General features: G+C 50.5%; 19 protein-coding genes. 6 read left to right on the forward strand and 13 right to left on the reverse strand.

Features of this window, described 5'->3' with window-relative positions; all coding sequences use genetic code 11:
• Positions 1 to 26: 26 nt before the first annotated feature.
• Positions 27 to 1,049 carry a GTP 3',8-cyclase MoaA gene (moaA, locus tag ACOQPU_RS23720; protein WP_420642306.1) on the reverse strand — a complete coding sequence of 341 codons (1,023 nt, stop codon included), beginning with the start codon at positions 1,047 to 1,049 and terminating at the stop codon, positions 27 to 29.
• A 323-nt stretch (positions 1,050 to 1,372) separates the two neighbouring features.
• Here moaA and ACOQPU_RS23725 point away from each other — a divergent pair, with 323 nt between their 5' ends.
• Both ACOQPU_RS23725 and ACOQPU_RS23730 read left to right on the forward strand, forming a co-directional pair.
• Complete coding sequence (locus ACOQPU_RS23725) at positions 1,373 to 2,440, forward strand: LCP family protein (RefSeq protein ID WP_420642307.1); 1,068 nt, start codon at positions 1,373 to 1,375, stop codon at positions 2,438 to 2,440.
• Between the two features lie 71 nt (positions 2,441 to 2,511).
• Entirely contained in the window at positions 2,512 to 4,374 is a 1,863-nt protein-coding gene (locus ACOQPU_RS23730; protein ID WP_420642308.1) for a bifunctional homocysteine S-methyltransferase/methylenetetrahydrofolate reductase, read from the forward strand.
• A 71-nt stretch (positions 4,375 to 4,445) separates the two neighbouring features.
• Here the strand turns inward: ACOQPU_RS23730 and ACOQPU_RS23735 are convergent, their stop codons facing one another.
• The 4 genes from ACOQPU_RS23735 to ACOQPU_RS23750 form a co-directional block, all read right to left on the reverse strand.
• Entirely contained in the window at positions 4,446 to 5,636 is a 1,191-nt protein-coding gene (locus tag ACOQPU_RS23735) for a CAP domain-containing protein (protein ID WP_420642309.1), read from the reverse strand.
• Positions 5,637 to 5,757: 121 nt separating this feature from the next.
• Positions 5,758 to 6,366: an HAD family hydrolase gene (locus tag ACOQPU_RS23740; protein ID WP_420642310.1), complete on the reverse strand. Its 609-nt coding sequence runs from the start codon at positions 6,364 to 6,366 to the stop codon at positions 5,758 to 5,760.
• 156 nt (positions 6,367 to 6,522) lie between these two features.
• The gene (locus ACOQPU_RS23745; protein ID WP_420642311.1) at positions 6,523 to 7,629 is read right to left on the reverse strand and encodes a pyridoxal-phosphate-dependent aminotransferase family protein; all 1,107 of its coding nucleotides are present in this window, start codon (positions 7,627 to 7,629) and stop codon (positions 6,523 to 6,525) included.
• A complete protein-coding gene (locus tag ACOQPU_RS23750; protein ID WP_420642312.1) occupies positions 7,568 to 8,422 on the reverse strand; it encodes an HAD-IB family phosphatase in 855 nt (284 codons plus the stop codon). The genes ACOQPU_RS23745 and ACOQPU_RS23750 overlap by 62 nt, the downstream gene beginning before the upstream one ends.
• 393 nt (positions 8,423 to 8,815) lie before the next feature.
• On the opposite strand from ACOQPU_RS23750, the gene ACOQPU_RS23755 reads away from it, so the two are divergent.
• Complete coding sequence (locus tag ACOQPU_RS23755) at positions 8,816 to 9,694, forward strand: helix-turn-helix domain-containing protein (protein ID WP_420642313.1); 879 nt, start codon at positions 8,816 to 8,818, stop codon at positions 9,692 to 9,694.
• Between the two features lie 80 nt (positions 9,695 to 9,774).
• Entirely contained in the window at positions 9,775 to 10,197 is a 423-nt protein-coding gene (locus tag ACOQPU_RS23760; protein ID WP_420642314.1) for a DoxX family protein, read from the forward strand.
• A 101-nt stretch (positions 10,198 to 10,298) separates the two neighbouring features.
• On the opposite strand, the gene ACOQPU_RS23765 is transcribed toward ACOQPU_RS23760, so the two are convergent.
• The 7 genes from ACOQPU_RS23765 to ACOQPU_RS23795 form a co-directional block, all read right to left on the reverse strand.
• Complete coding sequence (locus ACOQPU_RS23765) at positions 10,299 to 11,108, reverse strand: inositol monophosphatase family protein (RefSeq protein ID WP_420642315.1); 810 nt, start codon at positions 11,106 to 11,108, stop codon at positions 10,299 to 10,301.
• A gap of 14 nt (positions 11,109 to 11,122) precedes the next feature.
• Complete coding sequence (phnE, locus tag ACOQPU_RS23770) at positions 11,123 to 12,625, reverse strand: phosphonate ABC transporter, permease protein PhnE (RefSeq protein ID WP_420642316.1); 1,503 nt, start codon at positions 12,623 to 12,625, stop codon at positions 11,123 to 11,125.
• A complete protein-coding gene (phnC, locus tag ACOQPU_RS23775; RefSeq protein ID WP_420642317.1) occupies positions 12,622 to 13,428 on the reverse strand; it encodes a phosphonate ABC transporter ATP-binding protein in 807 nt (268 codons plus the stop codon). The genes phnE and phnC overlap by 4 nt, the downstream gene beginning before the upstream one ends.
• Positions 13,429 to 13,537: 109 nt before the next feature.
• Positions 13,538 to 14,434 carry a phosphate/phosphite/phosphonate ABC transporter substrate-binding protein gene (locus tag ACOQPU_RS23780; protein ID WP_420642318.1) on the reverse strand — a complete coding sequence of 299 codons (897 nt, stop codon included), beginning with the start codon at positions 14,432 to 14,434 and terminating at the stop codon, positions 13,538 to 13,540.
• A 476-nt stretch (positions 14,435 to 14,910) separates the two neighbouring features.
• Complete coding sequence (locus tag ACOQPU_RS23785) at positions 14,911 to 16,485, reverse strand: extracellular solute-binding protein (protein ID WP_420642319.1); 1,575 nt, start codon at positions 16,483 to 16,485, stop codon at positions 14,911 to 14,913.
• A gap of 166 nt (positions 16,486 to 16,651) precedes the next feature.
• The gene (locus tag ACOQPU_RS23790) at positions 16,652 to 17,539 is read right to left on the reverse strand and encodes a carbohydrate ABC transporter permease (protein ID WP_420642320.1); all 888 of its coding nucleotides are present in this window, start codon (positions 17,537 to 17,539) and stop codon (positions 16,652 to 16,654) included.
• The gene (locus ACOQPU_RS23795; RefSeq protein ID WP_420642321.1) at positions 17,532 to 19,253 is read right to left on the reverse strand and encodes an ABC transporter permease subunit; all 1,722 of its coding nucleotides are present in this window, start codon (positions 19,251 to 19,253) and stop codon (positions 17,532 to 17,534) included. The genes ACOQPU_RS23790 and ACOQPU_RS23795 overlap by 8 nt, the downstream gene beginning before the upstream one ends.
• A gap of 392 nt (positions 19,254 to 19,645) precedes the next feature.
• Between ACOQPU_RS23795 and ACOQPU_RS23800 the strand changes: the two genes are divergently transcribed.
• Positions 19,646 to 23,191 (forward strand): endonuclease/exonuclease/phosphatase family protein, encoded by a 3,546-nt coding sequence (locus ACOQPU_RS23800; RefSeq protein WP_420642322.1) that lies wholly within the window; start codon positions 19,646 to 19,648, stop codon positions 23,189 to 23,191.
• Positions 23,192 to 23,247: 56 nt separating this feature from the next.
• Here ACOQPU_RS23800 and ACOQPU_RS23805 read toward each other — a convergent pair whose 3' ends face one another.
• On the reverse strand, positions 23,248 to 24,234 hold the full coding sequence (locus ACOQPU_RS23805) for an SPFH domain-containing protein (RefSeq protein WP_420642323.1): 987 nt from the start codon (positions 24,232 to 24,234) through the stop codon (positions 23,248 to 23,250).
• Positions 24,235 to 24,554: 320 nt separating this feature from the next.
• Between ACOQPU_RS23805 and ACOQPU_RS23810 the strand changes: the two genes are divergently transcribed.
• The gene (locus ACOQPU_RS23810) at positions 24,555 to 25,781 is read left to right on the forward strand and encodes an SRPBCC domain-containing protein (RefSeq protein WP_420642324.1); all 1,227 of its coding nucleotides are present in this window, start codon (positions 24,555 to 24,557) and stop codon (positions 25,779 to 25,781) included.
• The last annotated feature ends 53 nt before the right edge of the window (positions 25,782 to 25,834 follow it).

Raw genomic sequence — 25,834 nt, forward strand, 5'->3', positions numbered from 1 at the left:
TTAAACATCAACGGTTAAACTATAAACTAACCACCTAGACGGTACATTTCTGCGCCTTTGGCGGGGAGGCGGGTGAAAGAGGTTCGTAGTTCGGAGTAGCGGTCGGTGCGGCGTTGCCAGACGCCACCAATGCGTTGCAGCATCTCCTCGTCGCTGGCTCCAGCGCGGAGAGGGACGCGCAGATCGGTGCCTTTGTGGGCAAAGAGGCAGGTATAATATTCGCCAGCACTGGAAAGGCGGGCGCGGGTGCAGTCGCCGCAGAATGGCTTCGTGACCGAGGCGATGATGCCAATCTCGCCTTCACCGTCCAGGTAGCGGTAACGGTTGGCCACTTCCCCTCTGTAATTGGGCGGCACAAGTTGCAGCGGCATTTCAGCATCGATCATGGCCAAAATTTCGTCGGCGGTGACGACATCATCCAGCTTCCAGCCATTTAGGTTGCCGACGTCCATGTATTCAATATAGCGTACAATGTGGCCGCTGCCTTTGAAGTGACGAGCCAGATCGACTACTGTGTGATCATTTACCGCTTTTTTGACGACGCAGTTGATTTTCGTCTTTTGGAAACCGGCAGCCTCGGCAGCGGCAAGCCCTTGCAGCACTTGATCGACCGTGGCGCGACGGCCGTTTAACACCTGAAACACCTCATTATCCAGCGAATCTAAACTAATGGTGAGTCGATGCAGGCCGGCATCCTTGAGGGCTTGTGCTTGCTTGGGCAGGTAAAAGGCGTTGGTGGTCAATGCCAAATCTTCGATGTCCGGCACCTGTGCCAGCCGGGCAATGAGTGCGGGTAAGTTGGGCCGGATGAGCGGTTCGCCACCCGTCAGGCGGAATTTGGTGACGCCAAGTTGGGCGAATAGCGTTGCCAGCCGCACGATCTCATCATCGCTGAGCAGCTCGTCCTTGTTGAGAAAGTTGTAATCTGCACCAAAAATTTCGGCAGGCATACAGTAGGGGCAGCGAAAATTGCACTTGTCGATGACGGAGATGCGTAAGTCGCGCACAGGACGGCCGAACTTGTCTTTAATTTGTGGGGTGTGATTCATAGTTGTCTCTCGCTCGTTGCAATCAGGTATTGGCAAATCTACCGTAAAACGGCCGTAAGTCAACGATTTTTTCGTAAGCGTTCAGACTTTTGAAGTTTTTTCTGTGGAAATTGTGAGATGGTCACAAAACTTTAAAAGTCTTTAGTGGCTTTGGACGAGGGCGTTCGTAGGGGAATCACACCATTTTCATCCCGCGGAACGGCCGTTTCCGTGTATAATGCAGCCTGTTTTGAAAAATTTTAGCCACAGAGGTCACAGAGTTTTAAGAGTAAAGTGAAATCTCTTTTTCCTTGTGTACTCTGTGGCCTGTTTAGGAGTTTGATTTGCGAAGCTCACAACCTGTTTTACCTGGCTGGCTAACCTACCTGATTTCCATCGCCTTTGTTTTCTCTGGCATTGCAGTGGTGGTATTTGCCTACTTCACGTTTCAGGTCATGCTGAATCGGCCGTTGAATCCTTTGGAAGAATCTGTGGCCGCCGTGGCTGGTGTCGACTTGTCATTAGAGCAGACAGGCCCATCCGATGTGCCGACGTTGGTGCCTGGCCAGCCGACCCCCACACTGATCCCTACCAGCGAACCGTGGGAAGGTGTCGACCGCGTCAACATCTTGCTTATGGGCATTGACCGTCGCCCCGGCGAGGCGTTCATCTCCCGCACCGACACGATGATGCTTGTGTCGCTGGATCCGGCAACAGATTCTGCCTCTATTTTGTCGATTCCTCGCGATTTGTATGTGCTTATTCCTGGATATGGTCGGGATCGCATCAATACCGCCTTTGTCTACGGCTCTGCTGGAAACAACCCCATAGGTGGGGCTGCTCTGGCGATGCAAACTGTAGAATATAATTTGGGCGTGCCGGTAAACCATTACGTTATGGTGGATTTTAGTGCCGTCATTAATGGCATAAATGCGCTCGGTGGCATTGATGTCGATGTGCCTGTCGCTATTAACGATCCGACGTATCCCAATATGAATTATGGTTTTGATCCGCTCTTCATTCCTGCTGGATTGAATCATTTTGATGGCGCGACGGCTCTGAAATACGCGCGCACCCGCCATCAGGACAGTGACTTTGGCCGGGCGGCTCGGCAGCAGCAGGTGATCCTGGCCGTGCGGCAAAAAGCAGCGGCGTTGGGCTTTACCGGGCTTGTGGCCCAGGCTGGCACACTGTACCAGCAGGTAGAAAACGGCGTTCGTACCGATTTGAGTCTGGAGCAGATGATACGTTTGGCGACGGCCGCAAACAGCATCGACTCTGAAAATATTCAGAACGACGTGCTTGATTTTGACTACGTTTCCAGCTACCGTACAGAAACCGGGGCACAGGTGCTTATATTGGAGAATGAGAAAGCGGCCGTTTTGATTCAACAGCTTTTTTATAGTGAGTGAGGGTACCCAGATACTCAGTTTTCAAGTGAAGGCTTGAGTACCTGATACTGCAACATCTGAGAATTAAACGTATGGATAGGCAAACTTTTTCCTCCCGGCTGCGCGAGCGGCCGTTTTTATTTGATGGGGCGATGGGAACCTTGCTGCACAGTCGCGGCATCTCTATGGACATCAGCTTCGATGGCATTAACCTGAGCCAGCCAGCCATCGTCGCCGATATTCACCGGGCTTACATCAATGCTGGGTCAGACATTATTGAAACAAACAGTTTTGGTGCCAACCGATACAAGCTGGCGGAGTACGGCCTGCAAAATCAGGTGCGCCAGATTAACGAGGCGGCGGTAAACATTGCTCGGCGCGTCATCGGCAGTGCTTTCCGCGAAGTGTGGTTAGCCGGTTCGGTGGGGCCGCTGGGGGTGCGCCTGGCACCGCTGGGGCGGGTGTCATTGGCCGAAGCGGCAGACGCTTTTCGGGAGCAGATCGAGGCGTTGCTGGCGGGCGGCGTTGACCTGCTGGTGCTAGAAACGATGTCTGACCTATATGAAATAGAAACGGCCGTTTCCGTAGCGCGTGAGTTAGCCCCCAATTTGCCCATCGTGGCCCAAATGACCTTTACCCGCGATGACCGCACGCTGCTGGGGCATGGCCCCCATGTCGTGGCCCAGCGGTTGGCAGCGTTGGATGTGGAGGCGATTGGCGTAAATTGCAGCGGTGGCCCGGCTCAGGTGCTGCGCTTGCTCTGCGTGATGCGCCAAATTGCGCCAGAAAAGCTGCTGGCTGCTGCTCCCAACGCTGGCTGGCCAGAGCAAACAGAGCGGGGCCGGGTGCTCTACCCCGCCACGCCAGACTATTTTGGGCAATACACCCATGCCTTGGTAGAAGTTGGCGCGGTGCTGCTGGGTGGCTGCTGCGGCACCGACGAGGCACACATTGCCGCTATGCGCCAGGCGTTGGATCATCCTGCCCCATCATCCATCCCGCTGCCGGATGTGCAAATTGTGACCCAGGCAGAAAAGAAAACGGCCGTCCTCGATCCACCCACCCAGCTCGCAGAGAATTTGCGAAACGGCCGTTACATAGTGACTGTAGAAATGAGTCCACCCAAAGGCGTTGCCATTCAGCGGCTTATTGAGGGGGCGCATATGCTCAAGGAAGCCGGGGCCAACCTGCTCAATTTGGCAGATAGTCCCCTGGCGCGTATGCGGATGAGTGCCTGGGCTGCTGCCCATCTGGTGCAAAAGTCAGTGGGATTGGAGGCGGTGCTGCACTTTCCCACGCGGGGGCGCAACTTGCTGCGCATTCAGGGGGATTTGCTGGCAGCATACGCGATGGGCATTCGCAACCTGTTTGTAACGATGGGCGATCCCACCAAAATTGGGGATTATCCCGAAGCGATGGACAGCTACGACATTGTGCCGACAGGGCTTATTCACCTTATTAAGCAGCAGTTCAACAGCGGACTGGATAAGGCGGGCAACTCTATTGACCAGCCGACCAACTTCATGGTGGGCTGTGCGCTGAACCTGACGCCATCCGACCCGGAGCGAGAGATGAAGCTGCTACGGCGCAAAATTCGCAACGGTGCCGATTTTGCCCTGACGCAGCCCGTGTTTGATCCGGTAGTGGCCAAGCAGTTTGTGAATTTGTATGAAGCCAACTATGAGGAAAAAATGCTGCCCGTCATTGTGGGAATCAAGCCGCTGTACAACGGCCGTAATGCTGAATTTCTCCATTACGAAGTGCCTGGCATGTCTATTCCCGAAACAATGCGCCAGCGGATGGCGGAGGCCAAAAATCCGCAGCAGGAAGGGGTGGCCATTGCTCAGGAGATTTTGAGTGCGGTACGGCCGTTTACGCAAGGTGTCTACCTCATGCCGGCGTTTGGCCGGTACGATTTGGTGGCTAGCGTAATGGATGTTTTGCAGAATAAGTAGAAATGTTTTGATTGGCAGCGAATGAACGCGAATTTCTGCGAAAAAATTCGTGTCAATTCGTTGCAACTGATTTAGTAATCGGTGGGGGGCGAAACGGCCGTAAACGTCCATTCAATCGTTTCTCCGTTGACCGTAACGCTGGCGGTGTAGGTTTCGCCAACGGTTAGTGGACGAGCTGGGATGAGTACAATCGCATCTTGCTTATCCAAAATGTTGCGCCCCTGCTGCTGCTGGTATTGGTTGCTGTTGAAATAGTTGGTTTCATCTATCGCACAGTGGGTAATAAACGAGCCATCGCTGCTGGTGAGCGATGTTTGCGAAACGCTGGGGGTCACATCCCCGCTGCCAATTTGCAGTACCAGCGGCGGCCCCACTGGCTTTTGCAGCCCAGAGCAGGAAGTGAGCGGGTTGGGAAATTCGGGCAAGGTGTAGCTGAGTACCCAAAGCTCGCCGCCGTCATGAGGGAAGGTTATAGGGTAGGTAAGCCCAGCAGGTAAATCACCTAAATCGCGATGGCTGGAAATATCCAGGGTTGCCGTCATTTTGAAGCTGTTGCTGGCATCGCGGAAGACGCCGAAGCCAGTTTGCGTGAGCCGTGGATTGAGCATCGGCACGGCATGGAACGGGGCGGTCATCCAGTAATCTATGGGCCACAAATCAGACGCGCCATCCCAGCTGCTGACGGCGATGTTGCCATTTTGCCCAGCTGCGTTTCCACTTTCTGAGTATCCAGCTTTGTTGGGGTTTTGGGCGTGAACGGTGCTGCTGTTGAGCATCATATATTGGCTATGGGCGGCAGCTCCGGCAGACCAGGCAAGATTTTCGGTCAGTTGGGGCAGGCCGGATTGAGTGCGGAACTGGTTATAGTAGCGCAGCCAGTCTGGGCCAGGCACGTTGGTAGGAGCGGCTGGTGCCGTGGCCGTTGGGGAAGGCAGCATCGTAGCGGTCGGAACAGGCGTTTGCGTGGGAGCCACTGTCGGGATCTGGGTAGGTTCTGAGGTGGCTGTGGGTACGATCATTTCCGTCGTGGTCGGTGCTGGTTCGTCTGTTGCTGTTGGCAGCATCGTTTCCGTTGGGGGCAGATTGGTGGCGGTGGCAGTTGGAAGCTGGGCAACTTCATCATTGCCGCTGGTGAGGGTTACGGCCGTTTCTTCATTGTTGCCCCGTGACATCAACAACAAAACAATTAAAATCACGTTTAACAAACCTGAAAGAATGAAGCCAATACGGTACGGATTTGATGGATTGCTATTGCTTGACATAAAAATATCCCGTGCTTCTTAAACTTTTGTTACAAACCAGCGACAATCTACTCTTTTCGGCCCGTAACAGTTTGTGCGTCGAGCCATAAATTATTCGTCTGAATCTTTAGAGTAAGCTAGATCAACCTAACGAAACTCCTAACTTCTCTAAAGCCTGGGGTAAATCAATACCTGGCTGAAAATGAATTGCTGCCAGACCAACATTTTGGGCCGCCTCCACATTATGCAGAAAGTCATCAATAAATATTGCTTCTTCCGGCTTCCGGCCCAAGCGGGCCAAGGCTCGGTGGAAGATTTCCGAGCCAGGCTTCATTATCTTTTCTTCGCAGGAGATGATGATCTCATCAAAGACATTTGCGATTTTGAATTGCTTGGTGAGTTCCGGGCGCAAGTTGCTGGCGTAATTACTAATAATCGCGGTTTGATACTGAGTTTTGAGCTGACGAATGAGCGCAACCAGTTCCCAGTCGAGTTTATCACCTGCCCAAAAGCCTTGGCGGAAAGCGGCCGTTTCTTCCAATGATAAATTCAAATGGGAGCCAATCCAACGCCACAGCTCTGGCTCCGTGATGTCCCCCCGCTGCGCACTTTGGCCCATTTCGCTGTTGAAAACCAATGCTTCGGCTCCGCCGGGTTCTAATCCCAGGCGTGCTTCCCACTGCTGCCGGGGCGCACGATCTTCCGTACGGAGCAGCACGCCGCCTACATCAAAAATGATTGCCTGAATCATTCAATTTCCTTTGTGATTTGCTGAGCTGTTGTTATCGTTGTTACTGCGAGGAAACGTAGCATAGTTCGCATATACCTGTCAATAGGTAAACATAAAAAAAGCGAGAAGTTTGTAATTACAAACTTCTCGCCGATTAACGGATTTTTTGTGGCTGACTTATTGTGCCAAAAAGTCGTCTACGTTGCTGAACAGTTCTTCCATGTCTGCGGGAACCATATCCCCCATGTGGGCAATACGGAAGGTTACGTTTTTCAGGCGGCTGCCGTAGCCATTGGACAAAATCATGCCGCGTTCGCGCAGGAATTTGTTGAGGGCAGGTACGTCGATACCCAAATTATTGCTGACGCAAGTGACGGTGGGGGAACGGTACCCTTCAGGAGCCAGCAGCTCAAAGCCGTGATTCGTGGCCCATTTGATGGTCATGTCGCGCATGGCCATGTGGCGGGCAAAGCGGGCTTCCATGCCTTCGGCCATCATATCATCAAGCTGCCGATCCAGGGCGAATAGCAAAGAGACGGCAGGGGTGGCTGGCGTTTGGTTTTTGGCCATATACTTGTCGAGCGTGATGAAGTCGAAGTAGTAACCACGGTTTTTGACCGTTTTGGCTTTTTCCATAGCGCGTTCGGAGACGGCACAAAATGCCAGGCCTGCAGGTAGGGCAAACGCTTTTTGGCTGGAGGTGAGGGCAATATCCAAATCCCAGCCGTCAAAATCGAGCGGTGCGCCAGAAAGTCCGCTCACGGTATCTACCATGATGATAATGTCGTCGCCACCGGGGGCGTTGCGGATTACTTGGGCAATCTCTTTAATGGGATTTTCTACCCCGGCACTGGTCTCGTTGTGGACGACGGTAACGGCATTGAAGCCACCGTTGGCCAGCCGCTCGGCCACCATTTCTGGCAGGATGGGCTGGCCCCATGCCACTTCCAGAACCTCATTGTCTTTGCCGTTGGCTTCTGTCACCTCGCGCCAGCGGTCGCTGAACGCTCCGTTAACGCAGTTTAGCACCTTTTGGTCGGCACAGTTGCGCACGGCACCTTCCCAAAAACCTGTGCCGGACGAGGCACTGATGAGAACGCGCCGATTGGTGAAGAATACTTTTTGCAGCTTGGGCTGAATACGGCCGATTAAATCAACACATTCTGGCATCCGGTGCCCAACCATCCATTCGGTTTGGGCGTCTAAAATTTCGGGTCGAACTTCAGTCGGCCCCGGTATGTACAGTTTGATATGCTTCTTGGAATTTCTGTTTGAGTCGCTCATGATTAAAATCAAATGCTCCTGTATTTGTTAGGGTAAATGCTTTGTTAAATACGGCTTCGTGGGGCGTATCTTTCACTTGCCGAATGGCGGCAGGGCCAGCGGCGAGTAGCAGCAATGGTGCCAGGCTGGGTGTGTGTAAAAAGACAGGCGATTCAGCTTTGACGCGCTCGCGTTGGACAACACCACCAAAGCCAACAAACAGGTCTACGGTGTGGCTGGCTAGCAGATCGCTGGTACCGTCGCCAATGAGGAGGGAACGGCCGTTTTGCGTTCCCAACAGTTCTTTAACAATCTGCGCCTTGCCGTCGCTGACGGTGAGGGCACCCTCTTCGTAATCAATGTACCGTTTGCGTATCGGCTTTTGGAAGTCCGTTTCAGCATACCACCAGTCGCCTGATAGATGATCGTAATCGACATTGACAGCGCGGATATTTTGCTTGGGTACGCCTAAAAAGAAGCCAAATTCCTCTACTGGTTCCGCCAACCCGCCGCTAATTATGTAAACCTGATGCCCCAAAAACTGTAGAGCTGCAATGACGGCTTGGGCATCGGGGACGATATTGCGCTTGTAAACAGTGCGGATTTGCCGGATTTGCTCATGAGTGGGGCGGACGGCTTGCAGGCGTTTGGCGTACACATCTTCCAAATCCAGCTTGCCATCCATCGCCGCGTTGGTAAGCACTTCGACACGCCATTTTTTACCAGCGGTCTCGGCCAATACATCGATTCCTTCTACGGTGGAGAGGGTGGAGTCGCAGTCGAAGAAGACGTGTTTGTAGGGTGGCCAGCGCATATGTGGGGATTGTACTCTATGCGTGTGGGTTGGCAACTGATTTTTTTTGGGGGGGGGAAACGGCCGTTACCATTTGCGCAAAATGTCCAAATTCAGTTAGGAAGAGGCATGGTGAGGACGTCATCCATAGCACAAAATGAAGAACAGCCCGCAGCTTCCGTAAGGAACGGCCGCTTTTTATACTAAATATGAACACCAGGTGACACTCAGCCTACCGAGATTGACGATGGGGGAATATCTCTTTACACTAACGGCCGTTCGCCATCAACAAAGTGGTTGAACCACCCTGGCAGAACGACTACTTTCTTCATCAAAAAATACCTCATTATGATTAGAAACTCTGCACTTCATGAGATTCGCACCATTCATATCAAATTTCAAACTTGAGACAAAATGCACCCAGGCGATATTCCTCTCCACGATTTTCCATATCGGCATGAACTTGATCCACCTATTATGATCAAGCGATTAAATCCAGACGAGCCGTGGATGAAACCCGCTCCCGATCGCCACACATTTTACGCACTGTTTTGGATTATTGAAGGGGAGGGATTTCATCACATTGATTACACTGGATACGCAATCCGCCCCCAAACTTTGTATCTGATGCGACCGGGGCAAAGCCACTTTTTTGAAGTAGATAAGCGGCCACAAGGAATATCAATTTTCTTCCTTGAAGAGTTTCTCTATCTCAACAAACAGTTTAAGCCAACAGAGCTTTTTTACTTAATTGATCGCTGCCCGACCCTTTATTTACGTCCGGCGCAGGCCAGGGCTCTTCAGCAAATCATTGAACAGCTTCTCAGTGAATATGAAAATGAAAGATTTGGCTATTTGGATGCTCTGCAGCATCTAACGCAGCTTCTGCTCATTTATGTGCGTCGTTTTTATAATCAGCCCAACACCGATTTCATTGAACCAACGGCTACGACCTATCTTTCATCCCAGTTCCAGCGGCTGGTTGACCAACATTTTCTAACAACGCATCATTTACGAAGTTATTCTGACATGCTTGGCGTCACGCCGGGCTATCTTAGCGAGCAAATCAAAATGACAACTGGTGTACCGGGTTCCCATGTCATCAGGCGGCGAATTATCATTGAAGCCAAACGCTTATTAGCGCATTCAGAGTTGACTGTTTCGGAGATTTGCACCCATGTTGGATTTAAAGACAGCTCCTATTTTGCTCGCTTTTTTCGCCGAGAATCCGGTCAGTCCCCCCTTGATTTTCGGCGCAGTTACCGCGAAAAGTACCGAAACATCCTTGGTTAATCCCTTCCAATTTACGCGCTCCATATTACGATCATACTCGTTATATTGATTCAGGTATTTTTGACGAGGAGAGTAGGAATATGGATTTTAAAGCGTTACTGAAGCCTGCGCCGGATAAAGCTGACCTAGCGATGACGATTATCCGGGTGATTGTTGGATTGGTCTTTTTAGTACATGGTTGGCAAAAGGTGTTTACCTTTGGATTTGAGGGTGTGGGCGGCTTTTTTGGCAGTTTAGGCATTCCTGCCGCGGGATTTTTTGCTGTTGTTGTTTCATTGGTCGAATTACTCGGTGGTCTGGCTTTGATTTTGGGTTTGGCAACGCGACTTGTCGGTTTGATGTTGGCAGTGGATATGCTTGTGGCCTTATTTGTTGTGCATTTACCCAATGGTTTCTTTGTTAGCGAAAATGGGTATGAATTGGTTTTGCTTTTGGGGGCAGCAGCCTTGGCCTTTGCAATTACAGGGGCAAGTAAATTGTCGCTTGATAGTCGGATAGGGTGATTTTTCTTTAATTTTCAAACAATAAAAAGAGCTGTTGGTGTCTTGGCTTCGACACTGACAGCTCTTTTTGCATTTGATGAAAAGCTACTGGGTGCTCAAAATTATTCAAGTTTAAGAGAAAGACGGCCGTTGCTCATCACACACGTGATCCCATTTACATCCCAAATAATAGGTTCGCCGTTAACGCCAGTGACGGCCCCGCCACTTTCTTGTACCAGCAGCATAGCGGCGGCTATGTCCCAGGGACGCAGGCGCAAGTTGAAGTAGAAATCGATCCGCCCGGCGGCGACCCAGGCCATAGCCAAAGCGGCCGTTCCAATCGTGCGCACCGTGTATGATTCTTCAGCGAACTGGTTGAGAATTTGCAAAGCGTCTGTGCGCGTTTGGGAGGCACTGCTCCAATCTAGCGCAAAGACGGCGCGAGATAGGTCATTCACAAGGCTCACTTGCAATGTTTGTGGCGGCATGTTGCCAACTTGCAGGGTGGCTCCCCCACCTCGCGCAGCACTGAACAGTTCGTCTCGCATCGGGTCGTAAATGGCAGCCGCTACAGGTTCGTAACCATCATCTGTTGGCTGACAGGCTGCGATTGAGACGCAAAATTCCGGCATCTGGCGACTGTAGTTGGTCGTGCCGTCAATAGGATCGATGATCCAGATGATGGGGCCAGTTGTAGGTAAGTTGCCGTCTTCTTCTTCTGTTAGAAAGCCGTGGTTGGGGAACCGAGCCTGGATTGCATCGGTAATCTGTGCTTGGGTGGCAACATCTGCGTCTGTTACCAGGTCTCGGAACCCTTTGTAGCTAATCTTCCGTGGTTTGGACCACATTTTACGGGCGAGTTTTCCGGCGGAAACGGCCGTGTTACAAGCAGCTTCATGCAAAAGGTGCGACTCGTCTGTAGAAATTATCATGCTGTGGCCCAAACTCAAACAAACCTGGCGCGAATTTCGGCACTAACATAGTCCAAAATTGCTACGGTTAGGGCAATGAACCAAACAGCAATACCGGCAGAACGATAATCCAATAAGCGAATCCACTGTGCTAACAAGAAGCCAATACCGCCACCACCAACAAAGCCGATAATGGTGGACATGCGAATGTTAATATCCCACCGATAGATAGTAAACGAAACAAACGGCGGGATAATTTGCGGGACAACTGCAAAGATAACTGTCTGCACCCAATTTGCACCGGTCGCCTGAATCGCTTCGATTGGGCCAGGGTCAATCGACTCAATAGATTCCGAATACAATTTACCCAGTGCCGCAATTGAATGGACTGTTAATGCCAGAATACCGGCAAAAGGCCCTAAACCGACTACAATCACAAAAATGATTGCCCAAATTAGAGGCTCAATGGAGCGAATGATGTTCAAGATGCCCCGGGTGACATAATAAATACCTAGCGTCACCCGGTTGGCCGACATCAAGTTGCGGGCGGCAATAAAGCTAACCGGAATCGCCAAAATGACGCCAAAAAAGGTTGCCATCATGCCGATGAAAATTGTTTCGGTAATTTTCTCAACCGACAGTTTGAGCTCTTCGCTTGCCTGGGCATCGCCCACGCTGGTGACTTGTTGTGCGCTTATGCGCCAAATCAACACATCATCCTGTGCACTTGGGGGCAGCAGCCGATAAGGCATGATGATATCCACTTCAAATTCCCCATTGTCATCAGGAATAACCTGGACGTACTCCCCTTCCTGACGCTGCCGGAAGGTGGCTAGGTTTGGATCTTCCCAGATGATTTCTGCAACTGTGCCGGGGATGAGATTGTACCCATTGAGCGTGATAATTGAGCCTAATTCGCCACTCTGTTCACTAAGCGAACCACAGGTAGGCGAGGCAACTATATAAGGCTCATCTACTAATGGTTCTGTTGGTGGGGGCGGAGATTCGGCACAGGGAACCTGAATGTCAGCCCAAACCGATCTTGTTTCTTCGGGATATTCAATTGCTTTTTCCCACGGCCAAAGTACACGCATGAGGGCAGGGCCAGCATCATCCGCCTGCGTAAATAGTGCCACCGGATTGATTTCGCCAATTTGCCACCCTAAACCAAAGAATACAGCCAGAACCATAAAGAGTAGGCCAACTGAAACCGTTTCTTTTTGCTTGGCAACGATGTAGGCGTCTACAATAATCCAAATGTAAAGGATGGCAACCAAGACACAGACAAAAACCAGAAATGGCTTTAGGCGTAATCCTTTCAGGAAGATATCAACAACGCCCTCGTCTCTGGGGGCAGCCAAGCGAAAGCGCCAAACTAGCAGGCCGAGGATGGTTGCCATGCTGAAGAATAGCAGCAGCCCACGGCGATAGGCTCTGGCCAATAGCTGGCCTAACCCGGGAACAAGTGCAGAGAACAGGGCCGCTAAAGCTGGCGGCACAAGACTTTTCTTAGGGACAGGAGCATCATTGTTGGTCATACGGCCGTTCCCCCCATGTTTTGCAAACTACCTTCCAGCCCCCCGCCGACACGTTCTGCATCTTCCCCGTAAATTTCCTTAAATTCGCTATCGGTCATTGCTTGAATATCTTTCCGGCTGCCGCGATAGGCAATTTCACCGCTTCGTAGGCCAATAACGCTGGTGGCATACCTTTGCACCAAATCCAGGTAATGCAGGCTGCACAAAATCGTCATATTGTCTTCCTTATTCAGATTTTCTAAGCGCAGCATGATTGAATGTGCCAAAACCGGGTCTAAACTGGCTACCGGCTCATCGGCCAGAATCATCTCCGGCTCTTGCATGAGTGCCCTGGCGACCCCAACCCGCTGCTGCTGTCCCCCACTCAACTCATCGGCGCGTTTATGAATTTGATCGGCTATGCCCAAACGCTTCAGAGCCTCGACCGCTTTTTTATGATCCTCAGGCGAGAAGCGCCCTAGTAAACTTTTCCATGAAGACGTATAGCCTAATCGCCCAGATAGCACATTAGTCAGAACAGAAGACCGTTTGACCAAATTGAAATGTTGGAAGACCATGCCAATTTTGCGGCGAGCATTGCGCAAATCTTCCCCACTTAGCTTGGCAAGATCAACGCCATTCCAAAGGATTTCCCCTTCCGTGGGATCAATGAGTCGATTAATGCAGCGTAACAAAGTGGATTTTCCTGAACCGCTTAGGCCAATAACGACCAGAAACTCACCATCAGGAACTGTAAAGCTAACATTTTTTAGAGCAACGGTGCCATCGTTGTAAACTTTGGTTAGATTTCGCACCTCAAGCATAACAGTCTCCTTGCTGACCGAACTGAACTTTTATAAAAAGATGTAAACTAAAGCGGAGAGACATTTCCATGCCTCTCCGCTCTTAAACTAAAGATTCACAATTGTTCTGTTATTGCAGGTCTTCTGGAGAGACACCTGCGGCATCCAAAATTTGGCGGAACTGATCATAAAAGGAATCATCGTGCTTTTCTAAAGCAGTCCATTCATAGGCAGTATCCAGTGCCTCAACGCCCTCTTCTGTTGCCGCAATCGCTAACAAGCCATCATTAAGTTGGTCTCGTAGTTCGCGAGAGACGCTGGGAACATATTGAACGCCGTCATTGGGAATATCACCAGAAATAAAGATGACCTGCAAAACATCCATGACATCTGGATTGTCTTCTTCAATGGTGGAACGGGCATCAACAAAAGATGATCCCGCATCGCAATCACCATTGTATACACCAGAAACGGCCGCATCGTGCGAGCCTGCATCAACGATTTGAGTTAGATCGTTATCAGGATCAACGCCTGCTGCTCTCAATTCCAGGCTAGGAATAATCCAACCGCTGGTAGAAAGCGGGTCAGGGCGACAGAAGGTCTTTCCAGCCAGGTCTTCCAGCGAAGCAATGCCGCTGTCAGCTCGCGTAAAAATTTGGCCATTATAGCTTGGGCTGCCAAAGCGGACAGATACCAGCTCGGCTTCGGCGCAGCCACGCTCTGAAGCCAGCATATAAGCAAAAGTTGCCAAAGAAGCCATATGTGCTTTTGGCGGATCGCTGCACATTGCTTCGATAGCACCTGCATACTCAGTTGCTACAAAGGGTTCAACAACGAGGCCGGTTTCTTCAAAAAGAAGAGCCGCTACTTCATCAAATCCTGTGAGAACAGTTTCGCTTTCTCCAGATGGTACAAGAACCCAGATAATTGGATTTTCTTCCGTACCTAACTCCGGTTCACCACAGCCCGCAAGGACTACCATGAACATGCCCAAGAGGGCAATTAGAATGACTAAACGCTTCTTCATACTGTTTTTCCTCCTCATATTAGGAAATGTAAAAACCAAAAGAGCTTTGAATTACAAAAGTCTGGGAATTGGTTTTTACTTGAGCAAACCACAGAGAAATCGCTCTTCGTTTTTTAAATTACTTTCTGTGATTTGCAAACGAGTGATGTAAAAAACTTGGAAACCGAATTCGCCAATTACTCGAATCTCATCCTAACTTTACACGTTAATGGCAGTGGCGAAGAGTGCGAAGGTGTGCAGGAAGGTGAGACCGGATTATATAGCACGGATCTTAACTGTGCCAAGTGTCAACTGTTAAAAATCTGGTGCTTAAACGGCGTGTGAAGCCTAAAAAACTTGACATTTACCTAGAACGACCGGAAATAGTATCTACGAAAAAAGGCAGCATGGCTTAGTCATGCTGCCTTCTTGCTTTGTGAAATAATGGAGGGGAAACGGCCGTTCCTGCCTCCATTACCATTATTATTGAAAAAAAATTAGTTGCCGATTTCTTCCAGCAGCTCTTCTTGCAGCTCGTTTGCTGTTTCCGTCAAGTCGTCCAAGGTAGCCTGCACATCGCCACCTTGAATGATGACATTATAGGCTTCTTGTGCGGCATCACGAACAGACTGGTAGGAGATGAGCTGAGGCTCAAATTTGCCATACTGCAACAAGTCTAATGCAGTGGCCCAAACTGGATTTTGCTCATTGTAATCACCCAAGAACTCCACAGCACCCGCATTGGTGGGGAAGTAGTTACTGGCTTCAACCCAACGAGCCTGAGGTTCTGGTGAAGTGAACCATTTCACAAACTGCCAAGCGGCCAGCTGTTGTTCTGGGGTGGTCTTGACGATCATTACGTCACCACCGTAGATGTTCATAACAGGGTCGCCTGTGATGTGCGGAATGGCAGCAACACCATACTCGTCCGGTTCAGTGCCTGCATCCTCAGCAATCGTAGCAAAGTCGCCTACGTAGAACGGGATACCGGAGCTTGAACCCTGAGCAAAGAGTGCATTGCGGGAAGCTACTTCTGGGTTCGGGAAGCCATCAAAGAAGTAAGCACAAACTTGGCCATCTTCACCAAGGGTAGCCAGTTCAACCAACATTTCCATAGCCTGCACGGTTGCATCACTGTTGTAGATGTATTCAGTGCCTTCCGCATTTAGGACGTCACCACCAAAAGCAAAGGTCCAGGCAGCAAGTGCAGAGGCATCATCACGTAAAACGTAACCGCCTACGCCACTTTCGCTAGCAGCAGCAGCAGCACAAGACATCTCTACAAATTCATCTGGGGTAGTTGGCGGCGCATCATAACCCAGGTCGCGCAAGTAAGACATATTGACGTGCAGTAATTCAATGGAACGGTTTGGCGGGAAGCCTAAGCGCTGATCGTCGAAGGCAACATGAATACTCTGGTTAAAGAAGCTCTGGTAGAAAGATGCCTGTTCTTCTTCCGACAAACCCCAATGGGAATCGTTTACATACTCATTCAGGTCTACCAGCGATTCATTTAGTTGATAGAAAGCCTGATCATTCTGGTAACCAACAACAAGCGCAGCAGGAACTTCACCAGCAGCCACGCTAGCGTTGACCGCGTCGCGGATGTCGTTATACCCACCTTGGTTCAACGCTTCAATTGTGATACCGCATTCGTTGGTCTCATTATATTCTGCAACAATCTCCAGCAGCAGCTCTTCACGACTACTACTGTGGTTGTGCCACCAAACGACGGTCTGACCGCGCGGATCGACACCAGCAAATGGACCATCGCTGACAGGGCCACAAGGCTCCATCACCTCTTCCATTGCTTCTTCGGCTTCATCCATGACTTCTTCAGCCTCATCCATTACCTCTTCGGCAGTTTCTTCAACTTCATCCATCACTTCTTCAGCTTCTTCTGCTACATCTTCGGCGGCTTCTTCTACGGTGTCCGCTACGTCTGAGGCAACATCTTCTACAGTATCAACCGCATCTTCTACGGCATCTTCCGCAGTGCCACCACAGGCAACCAGAAACATCGGCACAATTAAGGCCAGAAGCATAAACCATTTAACGTACTTTTTAGACATTTGTCTTCTCCTCGAAACGTTTGTTTCAATAAAAGATTTTATTGCAGAGTTTGTTCAAGAGTTTTCTGCAATTTGTAAAACTAGGCGTTGTCGGTCTTGATAAGCTAGACCTCAGTGTGAATTCTTTTGCTTACCGCATCACCTCCTTTTAGCATAAATTTTCGGCTTATCCTTTGAGACCCGAGCGCGTCATTGCTTCAATGAATTGGCGCTGGGTAAAGAAATAAATAACCAAAATTGGCAAGATTGTAATGATGGCCCCAGCCATTTGTAAATTGACAAAACTTCCTGCTTCTTGCAGGAAGGCTTGCAGTCCAAAAGAGATGGGACGCCATTCCAAAGAGCGTGTTACCAGAATTGGCCAGGCCAAACTATCCCAACTGCCCAAAAAACCAAACAGTCCCAAAATAAGAATGGGGGCCTTAGAAAGGGGCACAACAATTTGCATAAGATAGCGTAAATGCCCCGCGCCATCAATTTGCGCAGAGTCCCACAATTCATCAGGGATTTGCTGAAAAAATTGACGCAGCAAGAAAATGCCAAAGGCACTGGCCATAAAAGGGATGGTTAATGCAGGCCAGTTATCAATCCATTGAAAAGGTGTTACCTTGCCCAACCAGGAGACCGTTAGAAAGTTTGGTACCCAGACGATGGCTGCTGGTAACGTAAGTGTTGACAAAAATAAGCCAAACAACAGGTTTTTTCCTGGAAACTCCATGCGAGCGAAGGCATATGCAGCCAAGACGCCAAATACAACTTCTCCAGCAACGGTGATCAGGGCAATTTGCAGGCTGTTGAAGAAAAATTCAGAAAAATCTGCTTCTTCCCATGCTTCTAAATAGTTGCTCCATTGTGGGGTGCTGGGCAAAAAGGTTTGGCTGGTCGCTTCCGTCAAGTTCATAAGCGAAATGCTAATCGTTGCCAAAAACGGGATGATTGAAATGATTGCACCTGTGATGAGCACGGCGTAGGTGAGAAAGCGTGCCCAATTGAACCCGGATCGGGCAGTCTGGATTGGCTGATTGGTAACGGGCGTTGCAACTTGATTAGCCATAGAAAACCCTCCCTTTAGAAAAGCGATCGAGTAAGGCCGTTGCGCTAAGAATAACAAGGAGCAGAATGATACCAAGCGCGGCGGCGTAGCCAATGCGAGTGTCTCGGTTGAAGGCATCGAAAATGACCAGGCTGGCTGTGTCCATCGTGCCGAGCGCGGCGCGGGTACGTAAAACAAAAATGGTGTTGAACGCTTTAAAGGTGCCGATAACGCCAAAAATGGTGAGAAAATAGGTGATAGGTGAGAGCAGCGGCAGCGTGATATGGCGGAATTGCGCCCAACGGCTAGCACCATCCATTGAAGCCGCTTCGTAATATTCCCGCGAAATGTTTCCCAAGCCAGCTAAAAAGAAAACAACGTTGTAGCCAGTATATTTCCAAATGCCGAAGATGATGGCAACAACTAGAGCCAAACTCGGCCCAGCAGCCCAGTCTGGGACAGTGAAGTTGAAGGCATCCCCAATTAGTTGATTGATGCCATTGGGTTCATTCAGCCAGCCTAAAGGTTCGAGTCCTATTGATGTCATGACTGTATTTATAAGGCCCGATGTGTTGCCTGAGAATAAAACTTTGAAGACGGCCGCTGCACCCACTGCTGGCGTAATATATGGCAAAAAGTAGACCATGCGGAACGCGCCTTTGGCCTGAATGTCCTGATAAAGGAGCGTTGCCAGCACCAGACCAAAGAATAGTTCAGCGGGGAGAGCTCCAATAACGTAGAAGATGGTTGTGCGTAGACTAATCCACCAGTCGCTGTCACCTTCAGCGATGACGACGGGAAGCTCACTAATGAGCACCCAACCGCCAATCATCAAAAGGATGCCAGCGAAGAAGCGTAGGCCGGTTTGCAGGTTAGAATCGCGGTGTGCGGCCGTTCGCCAGACAAGCCAGGAAAGCAACAGCAGCACAAAGCCAGCACTGATGGTAACCATCTGCGCCCAAATGGCTAAAGATTCGCCTTCTTCCAATGCCTCCGCGTAGGCGAGTTGAATTTCATTAAACGTTACCCAACCAATAGCGATGGCGAGAATGAGCATGAATACGGCCGTTAATAGCTTGCCTGTATAAAATCCATCTCTTAACGTCTGTGGGCTGTTTCGCTGAATTAGAAAATAAGCGGCACCACTTAAAATGAACGCCAGAATTGCGTAATAAAACGTAGAAGCCACCCCCGGTGCGTTCCACGCCTCAGACACAAATTGAGGGAAAAGCTCATTACGCTCTTCGGCTGTGAACCCAACCAGCCTTTCGCCAACTTCTAACAGGCCAGGCATAAAAGCAAAGACCAGCCACAGCAACAGCCCCAACCCTATGGCACTCAGCGACGCCGGTAAAAGCCAGCGCCACGGCGATTCATTCCTCTTGCGTGCAGTGGCCAGTAGCTCATTAACATTGCGAATGGCCACTACTATAAAGAAAAGTGCCAACCAGAAGGCTAGCACATAAGCAAGATTATCAATGGCACGGACGTATTGACCCAAGCCATCAGGCCGACCGACCACATTATTGAGACCGGCCCGTGTACTTTGGTAAGCAGAAAATACCAATGGGAATAGCCCAAATAATCCAATAATGATGGTCGCTGGCAGGAGGAACAAATAAGCCAGTAACGCCTCTCGGCGTTTGAGGCCACGTCGTCCAGAAAAAATTGCCAGGCCAGATTGCTGTGGCTTCGCTTTGGTTTTGGGTTGAGAGGGTATTGCGGTGTCGCTCATAGCTGTATCCTTTGCTATGCGGCAGCAGCCAGCTTGCGCTGCCTTACCGTGCTAATATCCTGAATGTTAAAAGGTTGTTTGGGCTGTGAAAACAGTGGCCTGAAGATTAGATATCATCATATAGTAGGTGTAATGTGGGATGTATTTATGTGTATTTGAGTTCTCCCGATAAACGATTTTCTCTGAACCGTATCGCATTATATCACGCGGCTTTTTGTGGGCAACAGCCCAGCTCGTGAATTCAAAGTGAACTGGTTAAGGGCAGGCTAACGTGATGTAAACATTTTGTTAAAGCGCGATCTGTTACCGTTGTTTACCACTTACTTTTCTGCGCCGTGCTATAATTTCCCGCACATGCAATATAGAGACCATTTTTAAGGAAAAACGTCACAATGCTTCGTCAAAAACCTATCGTTTTGCTGATTTTATACCTTGTGCTTGGCCTGCTGCTCACAGCTTGTGAGGCAGAAGAGTCACCGACGGCCACGCCAGTGCCAGCCACGGCCGTTCCCAATCCTGCTCCCACCGCCACATCAGAACCAAATGACGAACCTGCCATCCAGACAGAAGGCGTCTTTTTTAGCGAGCTGCTGCCCGGCGTACCCGGCAGCAACAGCAAAGAGTTTATTGAGTTATATAACGCAAGCCTGGAACCTGTGGATTTGATGGGTTGGTCAATTTTTTACCTGTTGGGTGATGGGCAGGAGCAGGCATTGGTTTACCGCTGGACGGAAACGGCCGTAATCCCCCCACAAGGCCATATGCTGCTGGTGCGTGAAGGGCAGGACGTAGGTGCGGCGGCTGATGGCTTTTTTACCCAGTCGCTGTTTGAGCGGCGCGGTGGCTTGCTGCTGCGTAATAAAACGCAGCAAACGGTTGATCTGCTGGGGTGGGGGGATGCCCCGGCTGAATTTACGGCTGGCGAGCCTGTGGCTGCACCCAATGACGGTGCAAGCCTGGAACGCTTGCCCGGCGGCGAGGCTGGCAACGGGCAAAACAGCAGCAGCAATGCGGTGGATTTTGCGGCCCTGGCTACGCCCAATCCGCAAAACAGTGGCAGCCCCATCACACCTCAGCCAAATGAGTTTTTGACCATTGATGTCTCTGCGCCAGAGGCGATTCCGCCAGGCAGCGAGTTTGTTTTATCTATTGAGGTAGGGAATGTGAGCGATACGGCCGTCTCCAACATCACCATCTCGCTCCCTATTGCCAGCCATTTTGAGCTGTTGGCTGCCCCCGACAATGCTGAATTGGGGAACGGCCGTCTCATCTGGATCATCCCTGAGATCGGAGCCAACAGCAGCCAAACCGCTGAAATCAGCTTGCAAAGCCCATTTACTTACACGGACACACTGCTCGCTGGTTACTTTGCGGACGCCGAGGGGTACCTGGCTGCATTTGGCCAACCCCGACTCATCAGCATGGCGGGTGGTGCCATCCCCATTGCTACCGCCCGCGATTTGGTAGGCAGCGTGGTGAGCGTAGAAGGTATTGCCACCATGTACACAGGCGGTTTTTTTGCTGGCAGCACCGGCAACAAATTTTATTTGCAGGATGAGACGGGCGGCATTCAAGTGTTTGTGCCCGGTGGGCAAGGGCAGGTGAATGTAAAGATTGGCGACTTGGTGCGGGTTACTGGGCTGATTGAACCATTCCGGGATTCACTGGAGCTAATACCACAGGCTGTGCCGCAGGATGTTGAGGTGCTGGGAACGGCCGAATTGCCGGAACCGCTGCCCGTAACGGTGCTAGACGTGAACAACAGTGATGCCATTCTAGGTGAACTGGTGGTTATTGAAGGCACCGCGCTGGCGGTTGAAGAAGGCTCGTTTGATTACCAAATTCAAATTGACCAGGGAAGTGGCGAAACCGCGACGATTCTCATTGAGAAAGATACAGGAGCAACGGCCGAATTGGTGGCGGTGGGGCAAGATTACCGCATTGTGGGTGTGAGTGAATTTTACCAAGGGGTTCGGCAAATAAAGCCCCGCTTGCAAAGTGATATTGTGGAGATTATTCCGCCGATTGTGCTGCTGGAAATGCAAACCAACAATACCGCCAACCCCGGTGAGGTGCTCACTTACACTGTGACGGCTGCTAATTACACAGCGGAACCGTTGACAAATCTATTCATCGAGCTGGAAGTGCCAGGTGGCCAGGCAAATGAGCTTCAGGTGCAGCCGGATGAAAACGGGACTTCGGCCAACGGGATTGTGGCTTGGTCAGTGGATGAACTCGCGGCAAATGGGGGAACGGCCGTTTTGCAATATTTCTTCACCGTGCCAGACGAGCAAATTGAACCACTACAGGCTACGCCCGCTCAGCTAACCGCAGATGAGCAGCTTGATCCCGTGCTTTCTAATAGCTTCACCACCTTCTTGGGAGATAGTGTGCCCATTTGGGCCATCCAGGGAGAGGGGGATCGCTCTCCGTATGTGGGTATTGAGGCGGCGACGCGTGGGGTGGTTACGGCCGTCTTCCCCGAACTCAATGGCTTCTTCATCCAGGATTTGGAACCAGACGACAATCCGGCCACCTCGGATGGCTTGTTTGTCTTTACGGGCGTGCTGCCCATTACCGTGCAGGTGGGGGATTTGCTGGAGCTAAACGGCCGTGTGCGTGAAATCTCCAGCCAGACCGCGCTCCAGGTGGAGTCATTGGCTGGTATTGTGCTGAACAGCCCCGGCTACACCAATGTTTTTGAGCCTATCCCCTACGATCCCCCCCAGGACCTAGCTGAAGCTCTCGCTTACAATGAAGCGTTGGAAGGCGTGTTAGTCGGGCTAGTAGAACCTGCGCTGGTCGTTGGCCCCACCACGCGCTTTGGTGAATATGCCTTGGTGTACGAAAAATGGGGCGTGACGTCAGTGGCACGTACCGATGAAAGCGGCTTCGTAATATACGTTGATGATGGCTCCACAGTGGCCCACGATGATCAATCCAGTTTGCCTTACGCGGTTGCCAGTGGTGACACGGTAGCCAACTTGGTGGGGCCACTAGCTTACACGTTTGGCAACTATAAAATTGCCCCAATTGTGCTGCCAGACGTGGAAATGGCCGAACGGCCGTTGCCTACTATTCGCGCTGCCACCGAAGACGAGCTTAGCATCGCCACTTTTAACGTGGAGAACCTGTTCGATTTACTCAGCCCACATCCTTCTAGTCCACCGTTGCCCACCGTGTTTGAGTACCGCGCCAAGCTGGCGAAAATCGCTGAAACGATTGTAGCGATGGGCTCACCGACCATCATCGGTTTACAGGAAGTTGAGAATTTGGACGTGCTGCAAGATTTGGTGGAACAAGAGGTGATTGCTAATTTTGGCTACGAACCGTTTTTAGTGGAAGGGAATGATTCGCGAGGCATTGACGTGGCTTATCTGGTGCGCAGCGACCGCGCAACGGTGGAATCTTTTGCCCAGGTTGATGCCCCAGGTGAGTTGTTTGCCCGCCCGCCGCTAGCCATCACCGTGACTGCCCATCTGGAAAACGGCGACCAGACGGTGATTCTGCTCAATAACCATTTCCTCTCGCTCTCCGCTGGAGAAGAGGCCACTGAGCCAGTGCGTACCGCCCAAGCGGCCTGGAACGTCGAGGTCATGGCTGAATTGTCTGCCGAAAATCCTGAAGCGCACTTTGTGGTGCTTGGCGATTTGAATTCGTTTTACCAGACGCTGCCGCTAGATACGTTAGAGGCGGCTGGTTTGCAGCATGTGTATCGCTTTTTGCCGGATGGGGAACGGCCGTATACCTACATCTTTGAAGGTCGCACCCAAACGCTGGATCACATACTCGTCTCCCCAACACTGTTCGAGCAAATAACGCTCGTTGAAGCCTTACACACCAACGCCGATTACCCCATCGGCGACCCTGAGGACAGCTCACCCCGCCGCGTCTCAGATCACGATCCGTTGGTGGTCATTATTGATTTTGCAGAATAAATTGAGTTTGGAGAGGAGACGTTGATTTTCAAGTTCTCCTCTCCACTTTTTTGAGGCTATTCTTGTTTGCCCACAAACACCTTTGCTAAGTGGATTGACTCCACATCCTTTTCATCCAAAATTCGTAGCTTCTCCAGCTTTTCCAATCGCTTCATATCGTTATCATCAAATCTGCCAATTGCCTCATGCAGCCGATTCATCGCTTCAGTCACCATATCGGTATGAATCCTGCGCTGATGGGCTGTTTCTAGGGCTTTTTCTACCTCTATTGGCATCTCAATTGGACCTAACGAAACGTCTCGCTCGGGTATCGGTTGAAAACCCAGATTGAATATAAAATCACTTTCCGGATCATCTGGGGTTTCCCTTAGAGCCAATAGATTGTAAACATTTTGCGCGATTTCAGCCTCTAGCCTTTGGATTGTGCTATCTTGATACAGTTCTTCAGCTAGGCGTGTTTCTACCAAATGCTTAATGGCTCTTTCTGCTTTCCCTTTTACCACTTTATCTGCATTTTCTGGTAGCGTACGTGCCAATTTGTGTCTAATATTGTCTGTAAGAACATAGACATTGACGATAAACGAGACCTTCCAGGTGATGTTTACCAAAATGCCATCTGCCGTGCGAATATTCTTTGTTTTCCCGCTGGCTGATTGAGATCTCTTTGTAATTTTTTTATCCGACAATGTTTCATACCATTTCAACCGCACATAATGAGGGTCCTGGCGTTCCAGCCACCTGAAACTGAAGGGAGCCCACAGAGGGATTTTTGGTTCTTTGCAGCCGTACCTGGGTTTTGGTTCAGTTTCTGGAATAAAGCGACAAAAACTGTTGTTGAAACGGTTAAAAGTGACGCCCACTTCCATTTCATCTATTAGCACATAGCGAGTTCGCAACGCAAGCCACATGCCCAGAGAAAAGAGAAGCAAGGAAAAGAGCATAAAAACCGCCCCCCAAATCTGGAAGGCAATAAAAGCTGCAATCAGCGAAAAGCCAACAAAGAATATGATCGCGGCGACAATAAGGGGATTTCTAGGGTTCATACATTCCTCCCAATGTAGTCTACACAAAAAAATTTACATAGAGACACAGTGACCCCTTGCATTGTAAACGGCCGTCCAGCCAAATCCAAGCAATTGTCAGAATTATCGTTAAGTTGTCGGTTTTGCTTATGCCCATGAGTCATGTTTGCTATGAGGGTTGAACGAGTTTGTTGACAAATTTGCGGTAACGGCTTACTATTTGGGTGTTAGATGATTATCTAATACCTTTTGGATCAATAAAGCACAATCATCTGACACAACCCAGCATTCACACCAAGAAATTTGTCCAGCAGTTTTTTCAGCTTTGTGGAGGTTATGATATGAGTGAAACGACGGAATTGACGTTTAACGTTGAGTTAGCTGCACCACCAACGGCCGTTTACTATGCCCTAACCAATGGGGCTGCCCTGCGAGAATGGCTGGCAACCAATTCGCAAGTGGCAACCCAAGTGGGCGGACGCATTTATTTGTGGTGGCAGCAAGGGTATTGGGCTACGGGCGAATTTTTGGAGCTGGTTCCAGAGAAGAAAGTGGTTTATTCATGGCAAGGAAGATTGGAAACGGCCGTTACCAAAGTCACTTTCTCGCTGCAACCCGGCGACGGTGGCACCCATTTGAGCCTGACACATGAAGATATTCCCGCAGGCGAAGACGCTGCCGAAATGCGCCAGGGGTTAAAGGATGGTTGGGATGCTGGTTTGGCGAACCTGAAATCTGTTTTGGAAACCGGTTTAGATAAGCGTCTTTATGATCAGGCATTTTTGGGCATTCTTATCTCTGGCTTGGTGACGGCGGAACAGGCGGAAGAGTTAGGCATTGATGCCGCTGGCGGCATACGCATCAGCGGCACGATGGCTGGCACCGGGGCGGCCGAAGCAGGCTTGCAGGCAGAAGATGTCATTATAGATATGGGCGGCAGCGAGACGAAAGATTTCCCCTCATTGCAAGCAGCCATACGGCCGTATCGCGCTGGCGACGGCGTCAAAATCACCTACTACCGAGACGGTGAACGAGAGCAAACGATGATGACGTTGGGTACCCGCCCTGTGCCAGACATTCCCACGACGCCAAAAGCATTGGCGGAGGCCGTGGCTGACGTGTACGCTGAGCTGGATGTCCAACTGGATGAAGTCGTGGCCAATGTCAGCGAGATGGAAGCAGATTACCGTCCGGACGGAGACGACAGTTGGAATGCCAAGGAACTGCTGGCCCACCTCATCACCACAGAGCGGGGCATGCAGATGCAGCTAGCGACCCAGGTAACAGATGGAACGCTCGATGGGTTCCCCAACAATCCGGCGGCGTGGGTTCGGTCGGTAACGGCCGTTTACACCACGCTGGCCGATATGGTTGCCTTGTGGAAGCGAACCGAAGCTGAATCTGTGGCCTTGCTGGCCAACCTGCCCGACGCGTTTACAGCCCGCAAGACATCCTATCTTAACGCTGGAAATACCTTCTTAAACGGGCTGCCACCCCACACGCGCAGCCACATTGTGGAGATTGAAGCCTTGCTCAAAACAGCCCGCGAACAGTTAGCCCATGCATAAAGGAGTCATGATGTCTGAAAAAGAAAGTAACCAAAAAACGGCCGAATCTACTG

The sequence above is a fragment of the Candidatus Leptofilum sp. genome, from assembly GCF_965223285.1.
Classification (GTDB): Bacteria; Chloroflexota; Anaerolineae; order Promineifilales; family Promineifilaceae; genus Leptofilum.

Bases quoted from the DNA above. Each gene is read 5' to 3' on its own strand.
- moaA (WP_420642306.1), bottom strand. From the start codon at position 1,049: ATGAATCACACCCCACAAATTAAAGACAAGTTCGGCCGTCCTGTGCGC.
- ACOQPU_RS23730 (WP_420642308.1), top strand. From the start codon at position 2,512: ATGGATAGGCAAACTTTTTCCTCCCGGCTGCGCGAGCGGCCGTTTTTA.
- ACOQPU_RS23735 (WP_420642309.1), bottom strand. From the start codon at position 5,636: ATGTCAAGCAATAGCAATCCATCAAATCCGTACCGTATTGGCTTCATT.
- ACOQPU_RS23740 (WP_420642310.1), bottom strand. From the start codon at position 6,366: ATGATTCAGGCAATCATTTTTGATGTAGGCGGCGTGCTGCTCCGTACG.
- ACOQPU_RS23745 (WP_420642311.1), bottom strand. From the start codon at position 7,629: ATGAGCGACTCAAACAGAAATTCCAAGAAGCATATCAAACTGTACATA.
- ACOQPU_RS23750 (WP_420642312.1), bottom strand. From the start codon at position 8,422: ATGCGCTGGCCACCCTACAAACACGTCTTCTTCGACTGCGACTCCACC.
- ACOQPU_RS23755 (WP_420642313.1), top strand. From the start codon at position 8,816: ATGCACCCAGGCGATATTCCTCTCCACGATTTTCCATATCGGCATGAA.
- ACOQPU_RS23760 (WP_420642314.1), top strand. From the start codon at position 9,775: ATGGATTTTAAAGCGTTACTGAAGCCTGCGCCGGATAAAGCTGACCTA.
- ACOQPU_RS23765 (WP_420642315.1), bottom strand. From the start codon at position 11,108: ATGATAATTTCTACAGACGAGTCGCACCTTTTGCATGAAGCTGCTTGT.
- phnE (WP_420642316.1), bottom strand. From the start codon at position 12,625: ATGACCAACAATGATGCTCCTGTCCCTAAGAAAAGTCTTGTGCCGCCA.
- phnC (WP_420642317.1), bottom strand. From the start codon at position 13,428: ATGCTTGAGGTGCGAAATCTAACCAAAGTTTACAACGATGGCACCGTT.
- ACOQPU_RS23780 (WP_420642318.1), bottom strand. From the start codon at position 14,434: ATGAAGAAGCGTTTAGTCATTCTAATTGCCCTCTTGGGCATGTTCATG.
- ACOQPU_RS23785 (WP_420642319.1), bottom strand. From the start codon at position 16,485: ATGTCTAAAAAGTACGTTAAATGGTTTATGCTTCTGGCCTTAATTGTG.
- ACOQPU_RS23790 (WP_420642320.1), bottom strand. From the start codon at position 17,539: ATGGCTAATCAAGTTGCAACGCCCGTTACCAATCAGCCAATCCAGACT.
- ACOQPU_RS23795 (WP_420642321.1), bottom strand. From the start codon at position 19,253: ATGAGCGACACCGCAATACCCTCTCAACCCAAAACCAAAGCGAAGCCA.
- ACOQPU_RS23800 (WP_420642322.1), top strand. From the start codon at position 19,646: ATGCTTCGTCAAAAACCTATCGTTTTGCTGATTTTATACCTTGTGCTT.
- ACOQPU_RS23805 (WP_420642323.1), bottom strand. From the start codon at position 24,234: ATGAACCCTAGAAATCCCCTTATTGTCGCCGCGATCATATTCTTTGTT.
- ACOQPU_RS23810 (WP_420642324.1), top strand. From the start codon at position 24,555: ATGAGTGAAACGACGGAATTGACGTTTAACGTTGAGTTAGCTGCACCA.